The sequence below is a fragment of the Caenibacillus caldisaponilyticus genome, assembly GCF_002003465.1.
GTDB classification, from domain to species: Bacteria; Bacillota; Bacilli; order Bacillales; family Sporolactobacillaceae; genus Caenibacillus; species Caenibacillus caldisaponilyticus.
In genome coordinates, this window is record NZ_BDDQ01000018.1 from 39,565 (window position 1) to 55,258 (window position 15,694).

At 54.4% G+C, this 15,694-nt stretch carries 16 protein-coding genes and 1 pseudogene; 16 read left to right on the top strand and 1 reads right to left on the bottom strand.

Annotated features, from left to right (window positions below):
* Window positions 1-13: 13 nt before the first annotated feature.
* The 9 genes and pseudogenes from CCB157_RS18445 to trmD form a co-directional block, all read left to right on the top strand.
* A pseudogene (locus CCB157_RS18445) lies at window positions 14-487 on the top strand (AAA family ATPase); the annotation flags it as partial.
* Between the two features lie 34 nt (window positions 488-521).
* The gene (gene smc / locus CCB157_RS06280) at window positions 522-3,578 is read left to right on the top strand and encodes a chromosome segregation protein SMC (RefSeq protein WP_439951308.1); all 3,057 of its coding nucleotides are present in this window, start codon (window positions 522-524) and stop codon (window positions 3,576-3,578) included.
* Between the two features lie 13 nt (window positions 3,579-3,591).
* Window positions 3,592-4,590, top strand: a complete 999-nt coding sequence (gene ftsY / locus CCB157_RS06285; RefSeq protein WP_077615054.1) for a signal recognition particle-docking protein FtsY — start codon at window positions 3,592-3,594, stop codon at window positions 4,588-4,590.
* Window positions 4,591-4,735: 145 nt separating this feature from the next.
* Window positions 4,736-5,068, top strand: a complete 333-nt coding sequence (locus CCB157_RS06290; protein ID WP_077615055.1) for a putative DNA-binding protein — start codon at window positions 4,736-4,738, stop codon at window positions 5,066-5,068.
* Between the two features lie 11 nt (window positions 5,069-5,079).
* On the top strand, window positions 5,080-6,426 hold the full coding sequence (gene ffh / locus CCB157_RS06295) for a signal recognition particle protein (RefSeq protein ID WP_077615056.1): 1,347 nt from the start codon (window positions 5,080-5,082) through the stop codon (window positions 6,424-6,426).
* A 67-nt stretch (window positions 6,427-6,493) separates the two neighbouring features.
* The gene (gene rpsP, locus CCB157_RS06300; RefSeq protein ID WP_077615057.1) at window positions 6,494-6,766 is read left to right on the top strand and encodes a 30S ribosomal protein S16; all 273 of its coding nucleotides are present in this window, start codon (window positions 6,494-6,496) and stop codon (window positions 6,764-6,766) included.
* Window positions 6,767-6,789: 23 nt separating this feature from the next.
* Entirely contained in the window at window positions 6,790-7,020 is a 231-nt protein-coding gene (locus CCB157_RS06305; RefSeq protein WP_077615058.1) for a KH domain-containing protein, read from the top strand.
* A 134-nt stretch (window positions 7,021-7,154) separates the two neighbouring features.
* Window positions 7,155-7,682 (top strand): ribosome maturation factor RimM, encoded by a 528-nt coding sequence (rimM, locus tag CCB157_RS06310; RefSeq protein WP_077615059.1) that lies wholly within the window; start codon window positions 7,155-7,157, stop codon window positions 7,680-7,682.
* Window positions 7,672-8,412, top strand: a complete 741-nt coding sequence (gene trmD / locus CCB157_RS06315; RefSeq protein ID WP_077615060.1) for a tRNA (guanosine(37)-N1)-methyltransferase TrmD — start codon at window positions 7,672-7,674, stop codon at window positions 8,410-8,412. Before rimM ends, trmD begins: the two co-directional genes overlap by 11 nt.
* Window positions 8,413-8,653: 241 nt before the next feature.
* Here trmD and CCB157_RS06320 read toward each other — a convergent pair whose 3' ends face one another.
* Complete coding sequence (locus tag CCB157_RS06320) at window positions 8,654-9,232, bottom strand: hypothetical protein (RefSeq protein WP_077615061.1); 579 nt, start codon at window positions 9,230-9,232, stop codon at window positions 8,654-8,656.
* Between the two features lie 577 nt (window positions 9,233-9,809).
* Between CCB157_RS06320 and rplS the strand changes: the two genes are divergently transcribed.
* The 7 genes from rplS (at window position 9,810) to sucC (ending at window position 15,691) form a co-directional block, all read left to right on the top strand.
* Window positions 9,810-10,151 carry a 50S ribosomal protein L19 gene (rplS, locus tag CCB157_RS06325; protein ID WP_077615062.1) on the top strand — a complete coding sequence of 114 codons (342 nt, stop codon included), beginning with the start codon at window positions 9,810-9,812 and terminating at the stop codon, window positions 10,149-10,151.
* 188 nt (window positions 10,152-10,339) lie between these two features.
* Window positions 10,340-10,867, top strand: coding sequence for a signal peptidase I (gene lepB / locus CCB157_RS06330; RefSeq protein ID WP_077615063.1), 528 nt, complete (start codon window positions 10,340-10,342; stop codon window positions 10,865-10,867).
* A 22-nt stretch (window positions 10,868-10,889) separates the two neighbouring features.
* A complete protein-coding gene (ylqF, locus tag CCB157_RS06335; protein ID WP_077615131.1) occupies window positions 10,890-11,759 on the top strand; it encodes a ribosome biogenesis GTPase YlqF in 870 nt (289 codons plus the stop codon).
* Window positions 11,760-11,806: 47 nt separating this feature from the next.
* Window positions 11,807-12,571: a ribonuclease HII gene (gene rnhB / locus CCB157_RS06340; protein WP_077615132.1), complete on the top strand. Its 765-nt coding sequence runs from the start codon at window positions 11,807-11,809 to the stop codon at window positions 12,569-12,571.
* Between the two features lie 10 nt (window positions 12,572-12,581).
* Entirely contained in the window at window positions 12,582-14,093 is a 1,512-nt protein-coding gene (locus CCB157_RS06345; RefSeq protein WP_077615064.1) for a TP0910 N-terminal domain-containing protein, read from the top strand.
* Window positions 14,090-14,389 carry an EscU/YscU/HrcU family type III secretion system export apparatus switch protein gene (locus tag CCB157_RS06350; protein ID WP_077615065.1) on the top strand — a complete coding sequence of 100 codons (300 nt, stop codon included), beginning with the start codon at window positions 14,090-14,092 and terminating at the stop codon, window positions 14,387-14,389. The genes CCB157_RS06345 and CCB157_RS06350 overlap by 4 nt, the downstream gene beginning before the upstream one ends.
* A gap of 141 nt (window positions 14,390-14,530) precedes the next feature.
* Window positions 14,531-15,691: an ADP-forming succinate--CoA ligase subunit beta gene (gene sucC / locus CCB157_RS06355; RefSeq protein WP_077615066.1), complete on the top strand. Its 1,161-nt coding sequence runs from the start codon at window positions 14,531-14,533 to the stop codon at window positions 15,689-15,691.
* The last annotated feature ends 3 nt before the right edge of the window (window positions 15,692-15,694 follow it).

Sequence of the window (15,694 nt, forward strand, 5' to 3'; positions counted from 1 at the left end):
GAGGCAGCGGCCTATGTTTCTCAAACAGTTGGAAATCGTCGGTTTTAAATCGTTCGCAAATAAAGTGACCATCGACTTCCATCCGGGCGTGACGGCGGTCGTCGGCCCGAATGGAAGCGGCAAGAGCAACATCACGGACGCGATCCGCTGGGTGCTCGGCGAACAGTCGGCGAGAACGCTGCGCGGCGCGAAGATGGAGGATATCATCTTTGCCGGCAGCGACGGCAAGCGCCCGCTGAACATGGCGGAGGTGACGCTCACCCTCGACAACGGCGACCGGTATTTGAACACCGATTACAGCGAGATCAGCGTCACCCGGCGCGTGTTTCGTTCGGGAGAAAGCGAATTTTATTTGAACGGCCAGAAATGCCGATTGAAGGACATCGTCGACTTGTTCATGGATTCCGGGCTCGGCCGCGAAGCGTATTCCATCATCAGCCAAGGCAAGATTGACGACATTCTGAACAGCAAGCCGGAGGAGAAGCGCAAGATCTTTGAAGAAGCCGCCGGCGTCTTGAAATATAAAACACGCAAGGAAAACGCCGAAAAAAAAACTCGCGGATGCCCAGGAAAACCTAAACCGCGTCGAAGACATCCTCTACGAGCTGGAAAGCCAAATCCAGCCGCTGGAGGACCAAGCTTCGGTCGCCAAGGAATACTTGGAGAAGCGTTCGGAACTGGAAGCGATCGAAGTGGCCCTTCTCGCCCACGACATCGGCATCACCCATGAACGCTGGCAGGAAAAAACGAAAGCGGTCGAGGCGTTAAAAGCGAAAGCGCTCGGTGAACTGGCCGACATTCAGAAAGCGGAGTCCGAACAGGAACGCCTGCAAAGCGCCGTTCAAGCCTTTGATGAATCGATCGATGAACTGCAGGCAGCGCTGCTTGCGGCGAGCGAGCTTCACGAAAAATACGAGGGCGAGAAAAAACTGCTCGAGGAGCGCAGCAAAAACGCGCAGGAAAACGCGGCCCGTTTCAAGCAACATATCGAAGAATTGGAAGCCCAAAAGAAGGATGAAGAAAACGCGCTGCGAGCCGAGAAGGAAAAGCTCGATGCGGAAAATGCGAAGCTGAAGGATTTGGAGCATCGCCTCGCGGAGAAAACCGAGCGGCTCGCCCGTTTTGAAAAAGACATCGATGAGCGGCTGGAGGCGCTGAAATCCGATTACTTCGAATGGATGAACCGGGGCGCGGGCGTGCGCAACGAAATCCGCTATTTGCTTGAACAGCGGGAGCAATTGCTCAAACGGGCCGAACGACTGGGCGAAGAAGAATCCGAAGCCCGCCGCCGGCTTGATGCCGTAAAGGCGGAAAAACAGCAGATTACTCGTCGTTATGACGAAAAAGCGGCGGCGTTCAAAGAAGCGCGAGAGCACTTGCGCTCCCTCGACACGCGCTTGCAGGCGCTGCAAGCGGAATGGGAAAAGAATCGGGATGCCCTGCAAAAAATCGAACCGTTGATCCAACAGGCGTCATCGCGACGCGACATGCTTAAAGAAATGGAAGAAGAATACGCCGGCTACTACGGCGGCGTGAAAGCGGTCCTTAAAGCCAAAGGCAAGACCCTCGCCGGCATTCACGGCGCCGTCGCCGAGCTCATTCGCGTGAACAAAGCCTATGAGGTTGCGGTCGAGACGGCGCTCGGCGCGGCGATGCAACACATCGTCGTGGATGACGAAGCCCACGCGCGCGCCGCCATCCAGTACTTGAAAACCAAGAAGGCTGGGCGCGCTACGTTTTTACCGCTGTCCGTCATCCGGCCGCGCCGATTGCCGGAACACGATTTGCGCCTCGCCCGCGAGCATGAGGCGTTTGTCGGGACGGGGGATGCCCTGGTGGAATATGACCCGGCGTACCACGCCGTCGTCGGCCAATTGCTCGGTTCGATCCTCGTCGCCAAGGATCTCAAAGGCGCGAACGACATCGCAAAGCGCCTCGGTTACCGCTACCGTTTGGTGACCTTGGACGGCGATGTTGTCAGCCCCGGCGGCGCGATGACCGGGGGCAGCCGGAAAACGACCACCGTCAATCTTTTGGGGCGGTCGCGGGAAATCGAACGGATCGGAAAGCAAATCGACGAGATGACGGCGAAACGTGCGGAAGTCCAGAGCCGGCTCGAAGAACTCAAAAAGGCGATCCGCGCCGCGCTTCGGGAAAAGGAGGACGCCGAACGGGTCGCCACGGTGTTGGCAAAAGAGGCGGAAGATCTGGAATCCGCGCTTAAAGAAAGCGATTTTGCCGAAAAAAGCGCCTCCGACCGCTTGGCGCTCCTCGAACGGGAACGGAAAGGATTCGAAGAAGAAAGGTCGTCTCTGGAAGCGCGCATCGAGGCATTAAAGGCGGAGCAGGCTCAGATCTCCGAAGAAGAAAAGGCGATGAACGCGGCGATCGCCGAACTGACCCATCAAAAAGAGCATCAGGATGAAGCGAAAAAGGCGCTCGAATCGGAGATTACGGAGATGAAAGTGGCGCTCGCTCGCCAGCAGGAAGTCGTGCGCGCGCAGATGGAGGAAACGAGGCGGCGTTCGCAACAGCTGGAACGCCTCACCAATGAGCTTTCGGACGCGCGGGCGGCCGTCCAAGCGTTTGATGAAACGCTCGCCGGACACGACACCGACCGCGCCGCGTTGGAAAAGCGGCTGGAAGAAAGCCGCCGGGACAAAGAGCGGATTTCGGCGTGGATCGCCGAGCGGAAAAAGCAACGCATCCAGCTTACCGAGCGGCTGCAAGCAGGCGAAGTCGAATTAAAGGAGAAAAAGCGCGTTCACAAGGAAACGGAAGAGGCGCTGCGGCGCGAAGAAATCGCCCTCGAGCGCTTGGATGTCGAGCTGGACAATCTCCTGAACCGGTTGCGCGAAGAGTACGAGCTCGCTTATGAGACCGCCAAAACGCGCTACCCGTTGAAGATGGAGGTCGAAGAGGCGCGGCGCAAAGTCAAAAGCCTAAAGCGGGACATCGAAGCGCTCGGCCAGGTGAACCTCGGGGCGATCGACGAATACGAACGCGTCTCGACGCGCTACCGATTTTTGCAGGAACAGCGCGAAGACTTGCTGCAAGCGAAAGAGACGCTCCTGAACGTCATCGCCGAGATGGACCAAGAGGTCGAAAAACGCTTCGGCGATTTGTTCAAACAGGTTCGCGCCCGCTTCCAGGAAATTTTCAAAGCGCTCTTCGGCGGCGGCCGCGCGGACTTGCAGTTGACCGATCCCGACGATTTGTTGTACAGCGGGGTGGAAATTATGGCCGAACCGCCGGGCAAGAAACTCCAGCATCTCTCCTTGCTTTCGGGCGGGGAGCGGGCGCTCACGGCGATCGCGCTTCTCTTTGCGATTCTGAAAGTTCGTCCGGTCCCCTTTTGTGTCCTCGATGAAGTGGAGGCCGCGCTCGATGACGCCAACGTCGACCGTTACGCGGCGTTTTTACGCAATTTCAGCAAGGATACTCAATTTATCGTCGTCACCCACCGCAAAGGGACGATGGAAAACGCCGATGTTTTGTACGGCGTGACGATGCAGGAATCCGGCGTGTCCAAGCTCGTCTCCGTCCGCTTGGAAGACACGGAAGCGCTCGTCGGATGAAGGAGGAATCATTGTGAGCTTTTTTAAAAGACTGAAAGAGAAAATTGCCGGCCAAACCGAAGCGGTCACCGGCAAGTTTAAAAACGGCCTCACCAAAACGCGGGCGTCGGTCGCGACGAGAGTCAACCAATTGGTCAAGCGTTACCGCAAAATCGATGAAGATTTCTTTGAAGAACTCGAAGACATCCTGATTTCGGCCGATGTCGGCGTCGCGACGGTCACCGAGCTCGTCGATCGCTTGAAAGATGAAGCGAAAAGCCGGAACATCAAAGATCCCGAAGCGTTGCGCGAGACGATCGTCGAAGTGCTGAGCGGCATGCTGACGAAATCCGCCGAAGAACCCCAACTTCGCTTGAATCCGGACGGGCTGACCGTCATCCTCGTCGTCGGCGTCAACGGGGTCGGCAAAACGACGACGATCGGCAAGCTCGCCCACCGTTTTAAACAAGAAGGCAAAAAGGTGTTGCTCGCGGCGGGCGACACGTTCCGCGCCGCGGCCATCGATCAGCTGGAAGTCTGGGGCGAACGCGCCGGAGTCGACGTCATCAAACACCAGGAAGGCGCCGATCCCGCTGCCGTCATCTATGACGCCGTCCACGCCGCGCGCTCGCGGGGCGTCGATGTGCTGCTGTGCGATACGGCTGGCCGCTTGCAAAACAAGGTGAATTTAATGAAAGAGCTTGAAAAGGTCAAACGCGTCATCGCCAGGGAACTGCCCGGCGCGCCGCACGAAGTCTTGCTGGTTCTCGATGCGACGACCGGGCAAAACGCCTTGAGCCAGGCCAAGGTCTTCGGCGAGGCGACCGACGTCACCGGCATCGTTCTGACGAAGCTCGACGGGACGGCGAAGGGCGGCATCGTCTTCGCCATTCGCCGCGAGCTCGATTTGCCCGTTAAGTTTGTGACGCTGGGCGAAGGCATTGAAGACATCGAGCCTTTTAACGCCGACGCCTTCGTTTACGGGCTTTTCTCGGATATGATCCAAGGCGAGGACGGCACGCCATCGGCCTAAAGACGATGAACGGCGCCGCACCGGGTCCGGACAGGGGCCGGCTTATTTATTGGCGGCGCCGACAAGAAAAAAAGCTTGACATTCGCTGCGCTTGCCGTTATGATTAACGTTGTGTAAAGTGAATCGACTTTACAGGGTGAGGCAGATGCTTGAAAAAACGGTCCGGGTGAACGCGCTTTACGATTTCTACCAACCTTTGCTCACCGAAAAACAAAGGGAGTACATGGATATGTACTACGGCGACGACTATTCGCTCGGGGAAATCGCGAGCGCGTTTGGCATCAGCCGTCAAGCCGTTTACGACAATTTAAAGCGGACGATTGCGCTCTTGGAATCTTTTGAAGCGAAGCTCGGTTTATATGACAAATACGTGCGCCGCTCGAAACTTCTCCGGGATTTGCGGAACATGATTTTGGAAAACCGCTGGTCCCCCGAGCGGGGATTGGCCATCGTCCGCGCGCTTGAGAACTTGGATTAGGAGGCGGGCGTATGGCGTTTGAAAATTTGGCCGACCGGCTTCAAAATACGTTCAGAAAAATTCGGGGCAAAGGCAAGGTCACAGAAGCGGACGTTAAAGAGATGGCCCGCGAGGTTCGCCTCGCTTTGCTCGAAGCGGACGTCAATTTTAAAGTCGTCAAAGATTTCATCAACAAAGTGAAAGAGCGCGCCGTCGGACAAGAAGTGCTGAAAAGCCTCACCCCGGGACAACAGGTCATCAAGGTTGTCCAGGAAGAACTGACCGCACTGATGGGCGGCGAGCAAAGCAAGATTCAATGGGCGGAGAAGCCGCCGACCGTGATCATGCTCGTCGGTCTCCAGGGCGCTGGGAAAACGACGACGACGGGAAAACTCGCGAACTACGCGCGCAAGCACTTTAACAAAAAACCGTTGCTCGTGGCGGCCGACGTTTACCGGCCGGCGGCGATCAAGCAGCTGGAAACGCTCGGCAAGCAGCTCGGCATCCCCGTGTTTTCCCTCGGGGAACAGGCCGATCCCGTCGACATTGCGAAGCAGGGCGTGGAGGCGGCCAAAGCCGACCACCACGACGTCGTGTTCATCGACACCGCAGGCCGGCTGCACGTCGATGATGAGATGATGGCCGAATTGGTCAAGATCAAGGAGGCCGTTTCGCCGCATGAGATCCTGCTCGTCGTCGACGCGATGACCGGTCAAGATGCCGTCAACGTCGCGGAAAGCTTTAACCAAACGCTTGACCTCACCGGCGTCGTATTGACGAAGCTGGATGCGGACACGCGCGGAGGCGCCGCCTTGTCCGTCAAAGCGGTCACCGGCAAGTCCATCAAGTTCGCGGCAACCGGGGAAAAACTCGATGCGCTGGAACCTTTTTACCCCGATCGCATGGCATCGAGAATCCTCGGCATGGGTGACGTCCTCACCCTCATCGAAAAGGCGCAAGCCGCCGTGGATGCCGAAAAGGCGAAGGAAATGGAACAAAAGATGCGGACGCTGAGCTTCACGTTCGACGATTTCCTCGATCAGCTCGCCCAGGTCCGCAAAATGGGGCCGCTTGAGGATTTGCTTTCGATGCTGCCCGGCGCTGGACGCATCAAAGGCTTGAAAAACATCAAGATCGATGAAAAGCAAATCGCCCGGGTTGAAGCGATCATCCGTTCGATGACGCCGGAGGAAAAAGCGAATCCCGATATCATCAACGCGAGCCGCAAGCGCCGCATCGCCAAAGGCAGCGGGACGTCGATTCAAGACGTCAACCGCCTCATCAAACAATTCAACGACATGAAGAAAATGATGAAGCAAATGATGGGCATGACAAAGGGGAAAAAGAAGAAAAATCCCTTTAATCTACCGTTTATGTAACGGGCGCTCCGTCCGTTCACATAAATTATAAAATTGACCAGGAATTGGCTAGGAAGGGGCATTAGATATGGCAGTTCGAATTCGTTTAAAACGCATGGGGGCAAAAAAACGCCCGTTCTATCGCGTCGTCGTCGCCGATTCTCGTTCGCCGCGCGACGGACGCTTCATTGATCAAATCGGGACGTACAATCCCATCGCCCAACCGGCGGAAGTGAAAATCGATCATGAAAAAGCGCTCGATTGGCTCATGAAGGGCGCTCAACCTTCGGACACCGTCCGCAACCTGTTTTCCAAAGAAGGCATCATGGAGAAATTCCACAACGCCAAGCAAAAAAAGTAAGTGAACCCCCGAGGTGACAAGTGATGGATGAGCTCATCAAAGAGGTCGTCACGCCGTTTGTCGACCATCCCGCCGATGTTCAAGTCACCAAAGAGTCGAGCGACCGGGGTGTCACTTACGTGTTGACGGTGAATAAACAAGATATGGGAAAGGTCATCGGCAAGAACGGCCGGATGGCCGCCGCGTTGCGAGCGGTGGTGCATGCGGCGGGACTCGCTCATCACGAAAAAGCTACATTGGCCATTAAGGAATAAGGGGGAGGTTATCCTTCCCCTTTCCTTTTGGATCAAATCGGAACGCGTTGTATGAACCGAAGCGTACATGGCCTTAATAATAAATGCAAGCGCATTCCGTTCCGCCATTCACGATTAAAAAGGGGGACTCGCTCTTGACCGATTGGTTTTATGTCGGAAAAATCGTCAATACGCACGGCATCAAAGGCGAAGTGCGCGTCATCAGCCAAACCGATTTTCCCGATGAACGTTATGCTTCCGGTAGCGTTTTATATGTCGGACGCGATCATGCCGCCGAAAAAGAATCGGTGACGGTCGAGTCTTGGCGCCAACACAAAAATTTCGATCTTTTAAAGTTTGACGGCATCGATTCGATCAACGACGCGGAGCGCCTGAAAGGGCTTTCCCTTTTTGTTTCCGAAGAGCAATTGAGCGAGCTGGGCGAACACGAATATTATTACTACGAAATCATTGATTGCGACGTCTTTGACGAGGACGGGACGCATTTGGGGAAAATCAAAGAAATTCTCTCCCCCGGCGCCAACGATGTGTGGGTCGTCAAGCGAAAGGGGAAAAAAGACGTGCTCCTGCCGTACATAGAAGACGTCGTCAAACACGTCGACACCGCCCGAAAACGGGTCGTCGTCCACCTCATTCCGGGGCTGGTGGAAGATGAAGATTGACATTCTTTCGCTTTTTCCGGACATGTTCACCGGGGTTTTTCAACAGTCGATTTTAAAAAAAGCGGCCGAGAGCGGGATCGTTTCCTATCAAGTCACCGATTTCCGCGAGTTTGCCGACAACAAACACAAGCGCGTCGACGATTATCCGTATGGCGGCGGGGCGGGCATGGTGCTCATGCCGCAGCCTTTATTCGACGCCGTCGCGGCCATTAAGCGGCGCTCGGAAGGCAACCCGCGCGTGCTGTTGATGACGCCGCAGGGCGAGCGGTTTACGCAAAAGAAGGCGGAAGAGCTGGCGAAAGAGAAGCATCTCATCATCATTTGCGGCCATTATGAAGGGTTTGACGAGCGCGTGCGCGAGCATTTGGCGACGGATGAATTGTCGATCGGCGATTACGTCTTGACGGGCGGGGAACTCGCGGCCATGGTCATCGTCGACAGCGTCGTCCGGCTTTTGCCGGGCGTCCTCGGCAATGAAGAATCCCCGGCCACCGATTCGTTTTCGACCGGGCTGCTTGAACATCCGCAATATACCCGCCCGGCCGATTTCCGCGGCATGAAGGTGCCGGACGTGCTGTTGTCCGGCAACCACGCCTTGATCGAAAGGTGGCGAAAGAAGGAGTCGCTGCGCCGCACGCTTGAACGCCGGCCCGATCTCCTTGAAAACTACCCCTTGGATGAAACCGAAAAAGCGCTCCTTGAGGAGATCAAAAAAGAAACTTCTATATAATCCATGCACCAATCGGTAAACGATGGGTATCTCGAAATTTTTTTGTAAACAAAGAAGGCGCTCTATCATAAATGTACGCGGATACCATTAGATAGAGGCCTTCTTTTGCAAAGCAATCATTAACAAGCTGATGATGTGAACGATGACCCATGGGAATACCTTACGCGATTTCACGATTCGGTTGGCAAATAATCGCGCAAAAGTATGACATTCATCTCAACTTATTTTGGTCAACGATTAGTTATTCCAATACGGGCGAGACGTAACTCTTACTTAATCGATAGATTTGGTGTAACAATACGGATACGGCTACGATATTTAATAGAATGTAATAAAAGACGTGTATCTGTTCCAACCAAGGATTCGATCGCTCTGTAACAATAATTCCATAGGATATGCCTGCCCAAACCGCAAGGACAAAAATCGCCGTTCCGTAGCCGTTTCTTACTACACCGGAAATGATCAACGCGATGGCAGAAACAACGGTAAACGGAGTCATCCAATAGAGGATTAATTTCCATAACCAAACATCCTCTAAGAAAAAAGGGAACACAAGGGTAAACGTTAGATTTAACAACAAGTTAAAACTTCCGACAATGACCGTTTTAGATAAAATAATTTCTTGCAAAGAATGTCTTGTCGTCCATTCCAATTCCGCCATGCCCTGATCCCGGCTTTTAAAGACTTCAATCAGTCCAAGGACGAACGGAATGGGGGCCAAACACATCGCACTAAAATAGGGGTCTCCATCACCTATAAAAACGATGATAAAACCGACGAGAAAAAATAAGAAATTGGAAACCCAGAACAGTGGATTCATATGAATCCATTCTCTGCTAATTCATAAATACCATTTAGTGCTGAAGTTTCGTCCATTTCGAGTACCCATTTTCCTCTATGTCTTAATAACAAAAGAAAGAGGCCCCTTTAGGACACTAGATTTCCATATTAAGCAAACCATTTGCTTTCAGTGAGTTGTTCTTCGATGCCTCTCGCGGGAACAAATGGAACTGTGCTTGACTGCAGATATTCCTCGCAAGGATAACCGAGCGTTTCCTCAATAATTTAAAGATAGGATGTTTTGCTGATTTTTTAGGCGTGAACGACGTATCGACTTATGCATTAAAAATGGGGTTGTTGGTTCAACGGTCATTCGGACGGCTTCTTCGAGAGGCTGTGATTTTTGGTACATTTATGCTTTTAATTAACGTTCTTGCATGCGGCATAAATCCTCTTTTCTTCCCCGGTAATCATTTAAATGAATGATGGCGCGCTCTTGCGCACGGTTCTTTTGCTGTGCTATATTAATACTTGTGGCATTGTGCCGCGACTACGGTGTTCCGCTGTAATGGCTTGAGAACATTACATGAACATTTCGGTGGAAGGAGGCTAGCCTCATGCAAGAATTGATCAGAGAAATCACGAAAGACCAATTGAGAACCGATCTGCCCGAGTTCCGTCCGGGCGACACGGTACGCGTGTACGTGAAAGTTGTCGAAGGCCAACGCGAACGCATCCAAATGTTCGAAGGCGTAGTCATCAAACGTCGCGGCGGCGGCATTAGCGAAACCTTCACCGTCCGCAAAGTGTCTTACGGCGTCGGCGTTGAACGGACGTTCCCGCTGCACTCGCCGAAGATTGAAAAAATCGAAGTGGTTCGCCGCGGGAAAGTGCGCCGTGCGAAATTGTACTATCTCCGCAATCTGCGCGGAAAAGCTGCCCGCATCAAAAGCCGATAAGGAACGACCTGGAAGGAGCTTGCCTGTCAAGCTCCTTTTTTCAAATCGGCGCCCGATCTGCGGGCATTGCTTTTTTGTTTGGTCGGCGTTCCGTCCGCACCGCCGCGGGGGTATGGACGGTTTTATCCTCCGCCGCGCATGGGAAGAATAATGTCCGTTCGCCGGCCTCAGCGAAAGGGGTCTTAACGATGACCGCTGTGAAGAAAAAATCTTGGGGGCTGCTCAAGCCGATCGCCGTCGCCATCATCCTCGCGGCTTTTGTCCGCTACTATCTTTTCGCTCACATCATGGTGGAAGGGCATTCGATGATGCCGACATTAAAGGACCGCGATCATATCATCATATGTAAAATCTGTTATAAACTTGCGCAACCGAAACGCTTTGATATCGTCGTTTTTCACGCGACTGAACAAGCGGATTACATAAAAAGGGTCATAGGGCTGCCCGGGGACACCATCGAATATAAAAACGACGTGCTTTACGTGAACGGTAAACCCGTCGATGAGCCGTATCTGGAGGCCTTCAAAGCGAAAACCGAGGGTTTGTTGACCTACAACTTCAAAGCGAAGGTGCCGAAGGGCACCGTCTTCGTGCTCGGCGACAACCGGAGAAACAGCCGTGACAGCCGCTATATCGGGGCGATTCCGGAAGACGAACTCATCGGCAAAGCCGTTCTCCTGTTTTGGCCTTTGCGCGATTTCAAACTGATCGACTAGATGACGGAAGCGAGTGATCCGATTGACCATTCAATGGTATCCGGGGCATATGGCGAAAGCCAAACGCGAAATGATCGAGAAAATAAAATGGATCGATGTCGTCATCGAACTTGTGGACGCCCGCATTCCCCTGTCCTCGCGCAATCCGCTCGTCGATGACATTTCCGGCGGGAAACCGCGCCTCGTCATTTTAAATAAAAGCGATCTCGCCGATCCGGAAGCCACGGCGGCTTGGCAGGCTTATTGGAAAGCGAAGGGCGTCGACAGCCTGCCGGTCAACTCACAAACCGGTGAAGGCGCGGAGCGGATTACGGCCGCCGTGCGGCGGTTGACCGCGAAGCGGCGGGAAAAAGAAGAAAAAAGAGGCATGAAGCCTCGGGCCGACCGGGCGCTGATCGTCGGCATCCCCAACGTCGGCAAGTCGACGCTCATCAACCGGCTGGCGGGAAGAAGGATCGCGAAGATCGGCGACCGCCCGGGCATCACAAAAGCCCAGCAGTGGATCAAGGTCGGCAAAACGATGGAATTGCTCGACACCCCGGGCATTCTCTGGCCGAAATTTGACGATGAAACCGTCGGTTTGCGGTTGGCAGCAACCGGCGCGATCAAAGATGAAATTCTTGATCAGCAGGAAGTCGCCGTTTTTCTGCTCCGCTACTTGCTCCGAAACGCCCCCGAAGCCTTGGCGGAGCGCTACGGTTTAACCGATCTTGATGCCGCTCTGGACGACATCGTCCGCTTGTTCGATGCGATCGGAAGAAAGCGCGGCGCCGTCATGGCCGGCGGCGGCGTCGATTACGATAAAACCGCGGAGATCATCGTCCGCGATTTCCGCGGCCAAAAGTTTGGACGCCTGACGCTGGAATGGCCGCCCGGATCCGCGCGCGATTAAACGAATCCAAACATCCGTCGATAATAAAGATAAAGGCGTTGAGAATCATGAGGAGAAAATCGTTGAAGGAATGGGAGGCGTACTTGCGGGAGGCGACCGTTCTCACCCCCGAAGAATACCGCGAGCTTGCCAGCGACGATCGCAAGGGCGCGCGCGCTTTGCTCGAACGCTGGGAAAAACGGCAGGAGAAGCGGAAGCTTGAGCGCGCGCAATATGAACGGATGACGATGATTGAAAGGGAATGGCGCGAAAAGGGTTATCGCTTGATCGCCGGCATCGATGAAGCCGGCCGCGGCCCGCTCGCCGGCCCGGTTGTCAGCGCCTGCGTCATTCTTCCGGAGGATGAGCCGATCTACGGCATCAACGATTCGAAGCAATTGTCGCGGGCACAGCGGCGCCATCTGTCCGCCGTGATCCGCAAGCACGCGCTCGCCGTTTCCGTCGGCATCGCCACGGCGGCTGAAATCGATGCGCTCAATATTTATCGGGCGACGAAGCTCGCCATGAAGCGCGCCGTTTTGAACCTTAACGTCCGGCCCGATTTTCTTTTAGTCGATGCGATGACCGTCGATGTGGACCTCCCGCAACAATCGCTCGTCAAGGGGGATGCCCGCAGCCTGTCCATCGCGGCGGCTTCCATCATCGCCAAGGAGACGCGCGACCAACTGATGGAAGAGCTCGATCGCCGTTATCCGGGGTATGAGTTCGGTCGGCACATGGGATATGCCACGGAAACGCACCTCGAAGCATTAAGGCGATTGGGGCCGTGCCCCGAACACCGCATGAGTTTCGCTCCCATTCGCACAGGATGAGGGAAAGCTTATGGCCATACCATCCATCGGTCGCCCGGAACCGGTCTACAATCGGTCGGCGCGACCGTCCGACGGACAAATCGTCAAAGGGAAAGTCCTCGATTTGTTGGAAGGCGAACAAGCGGTGGTTGACGTCCACGGCCACGCGCTGAAAGCCAGAGTTGAAGTGCCGCTGAAAACGGGCGGCCAATACCTTTTTCAAGTGCTGAAAGAGCCTGAAGGGTATCGTTTGAAAATGATCAAAGAACTGGCGGACGGGAGGGCGGATGACGGCGACTCGCTCGGCGAGATGATCCGCCTCCTCGGTCTGCCGAACGATCGCAAGGCGCGGGCGCTCATTCAGCTCTTTCAGAAGCGCGATTGGCCGCTTCAGGCGGATCTTTTGCACGCCGCCCATCGCTTGTTTGAATCCGGCCGTTTTTCCGAATATGTAAAGGCCTTGGACATCATCTTGTCCAAAGGGTGGCCGCTCGAAAAATCCTTATTAAAAGTGCTCGGCGCGGCGCAAGCAAAAAGCGTTTCCGACCGCCTGAACACCCTTTTGGAAGCCGCCAAATCCACGGCGGACGCTGCGCCCGCGCTCACCCGTCTCGCCGCTCTTCTCGACGAGTGGCCGGGACCCGGGCGTCCCCAAGAGATGGCGGGGTTTCTCCACGCGTTGCGCCTCAAAGCCCGCTCGGATGCGGGCTTAAAGGAGATCAAGGCCTGGCTGATCGAGCGGTTTCCGGAGCATGCCGAACAGATAGAAAAAGGGTGGCCCGATGACGCTGCCCGACGGTTAACCGTTTTGCGGAATGGCGAGGATCTGAACGCTTTTCTAAAGCGCCTCGGCCTTCCCGTGAACGCGTCCGCGCTTCAGCAAATGGCCGCGGAATCCCGGATATTTCAAATGGGGAAGTTTTCGGGCGGTTGGTTGAAAGATACGTTATTTCTCATGGGCTATTTTCATGAAGCGGGGTTGTTTTCCGCCCTCAAGCATGGAGAGGAACCCAATGCCGCTGCGTCCAGCGATAATTTAAAAGCCGTGCTGCTTTCGCTGCTCGCTTCCGACCGGAGCGATGAAGCGATGCGTGCGGCCGTCAACCAGGCGTTGCAGCAAATCACCGGCCAGCAGCTCCAGTCCATCCAGGCGGATAAAGCGTTTGTCCAATTGTTTTTTACGTTCCCGGTCCGCTTCGGCAGCGCGTTGCGCGACGTGGAAGCGATTTTAGAAGGCAAGCGCAACAAGCGGGGAGAAATGGATGGCGATTACTGGCGACTGGCGTTTCGCTTTGAGCTGGCCAACATTAAAGAGACGATCTTGAACATCCTCGTGCAAAAGCGGATGGTGACGATGACGTTGTATAACGGTACGCCGGGCATCGACAGGCTCGTTCACGCCTTTCGGCCCAGCCTTTCCGAAGGGCTGGCGAAGTGGAACTACCGCCTCGCTTCATTAAAAATCGTCAAAGATGAAGACGCTTTGGATGAAATGCGTTCGGTTTTCACTCCTAAACCGGGCGCCTTGGATGTGAGAGTATGAAAGCGTCGGAACAAGTGAAGCGAGCGGTCGCCCTTCGCTATCAAGCCGATCGCGACGAGGCGCCGAAGGTCGTTGCCAAAGGCACGCTGGAGACGGCAAAGAAGATTATTGAGACGGCCAAAGCGCATCATATCCCCATCCAGGAAGACGAAACGCTCGTCGCGCTGTTGATCCAATTGGACATCGGCGAAGCCATTCCCCCTGAATTATATCAAGCGGTCGCCGAGATTTTTAGCTTTATTTACCAATTAGACAAAAATTATGGAAATCCGATGCCTCCGCGGCGCCCGGAATAAAGCGCATACACAGCCCCGCCCCGGCGCGGGCTTATTTTTTTTACTGAACCGTCGATGTTACCCGAACTAGACAAAAGATGACAATGTTTTATACAATTATGAAGCAATGGGTTTTACTCAAGATGATTGGAGGTTTCTAACGTGAATATTCATGAGTATCAAGGCAAGGACCTCTTAAGGCAATACGGCGTTGCCGTTCCGAACGGCAAGGTTGCCTTTACCGTGGATGAAGCCGTAAAGGCCGCCGAATCGCTGAATACGAGCGTTTATGTCGTGAAGGCGCAAATCCACGCCGGCGGCCGCGGCAAAGCAGGCGGCGTCAAAATTGCCAAAACATTGGATGAAGTCCGTACATACGCCGAAGAGCTCCTCGGCAAAACCCTCGTCACCCACCAAACCGGTCCCGAAGGCAAAGTGGTCAAACGCCTTTTGATCGAAGAAGGAAGCGATATCAAGAAAGAATATTATGTCGGTTTGGTCCTCGACCGCTCCACATCCCGCGTCGTTTTGATGGGTTCGGAAGAAGGCGGCATGGAAATCGAAGAAGTCGCCAAAGCTACCCCCGAAAAAATCTTCAAGGAAACGATCGATCCGGCCATCGGTCTGCAAAGCTATCAAGCGCGCCGCTTGGCTTTTAACATGAATATCCCGAAAGAATTGGTGAACAAAGCCGTTCAATTCATGCTCGGCCTGTACAGAGTGTTTATTGAAAAAGATTGCTCCGTCGCCGAGATCAACCCGCTCGTGACGACCGGGGACGGCCAAGTCATGGCGCTCGACGCCAAATTGAACTTCGACGATAACGCCCTGTACCGTCATCCGGAAATTCTCGAACTGCGCGATTTGGATGAAGAAGATGAAAAAGAAATCGAAGCATCGAAATACGGCCTGAACTATACCGCACTTGACGGCAACATCGGCATGATGGTCAACGGCGCCGGGTTGGCGATGGCCACGATGGACATTATCAAATACTACGGCGGCGAGCCGGCAAACTTCCTCGATGTCGGCGGCGGCGCGTCCGCGGAAAAAGTCGCGGCCGCTTTTAAAATCATCCTTTCCGATCCGAAGGTGAAAGGCATCCTCGTCAACATTTTCGGCGGCATCATGAAATGCGACGACATCGCAACCGGCATCATAGAAGCGACGAAACAAGTCGGGCTGAACGTCCCGCTCGTCGTCCGCTTGGAAGGCACGAACGTCGAGCTCGGCAAAAAACTTTTGGACGAATCGGGCTTGAACATTACTTCAGCGGAATCGATGGCAGACGCCGCTCAGAAAATCGTCGAGTTGGTCAAATAGTTA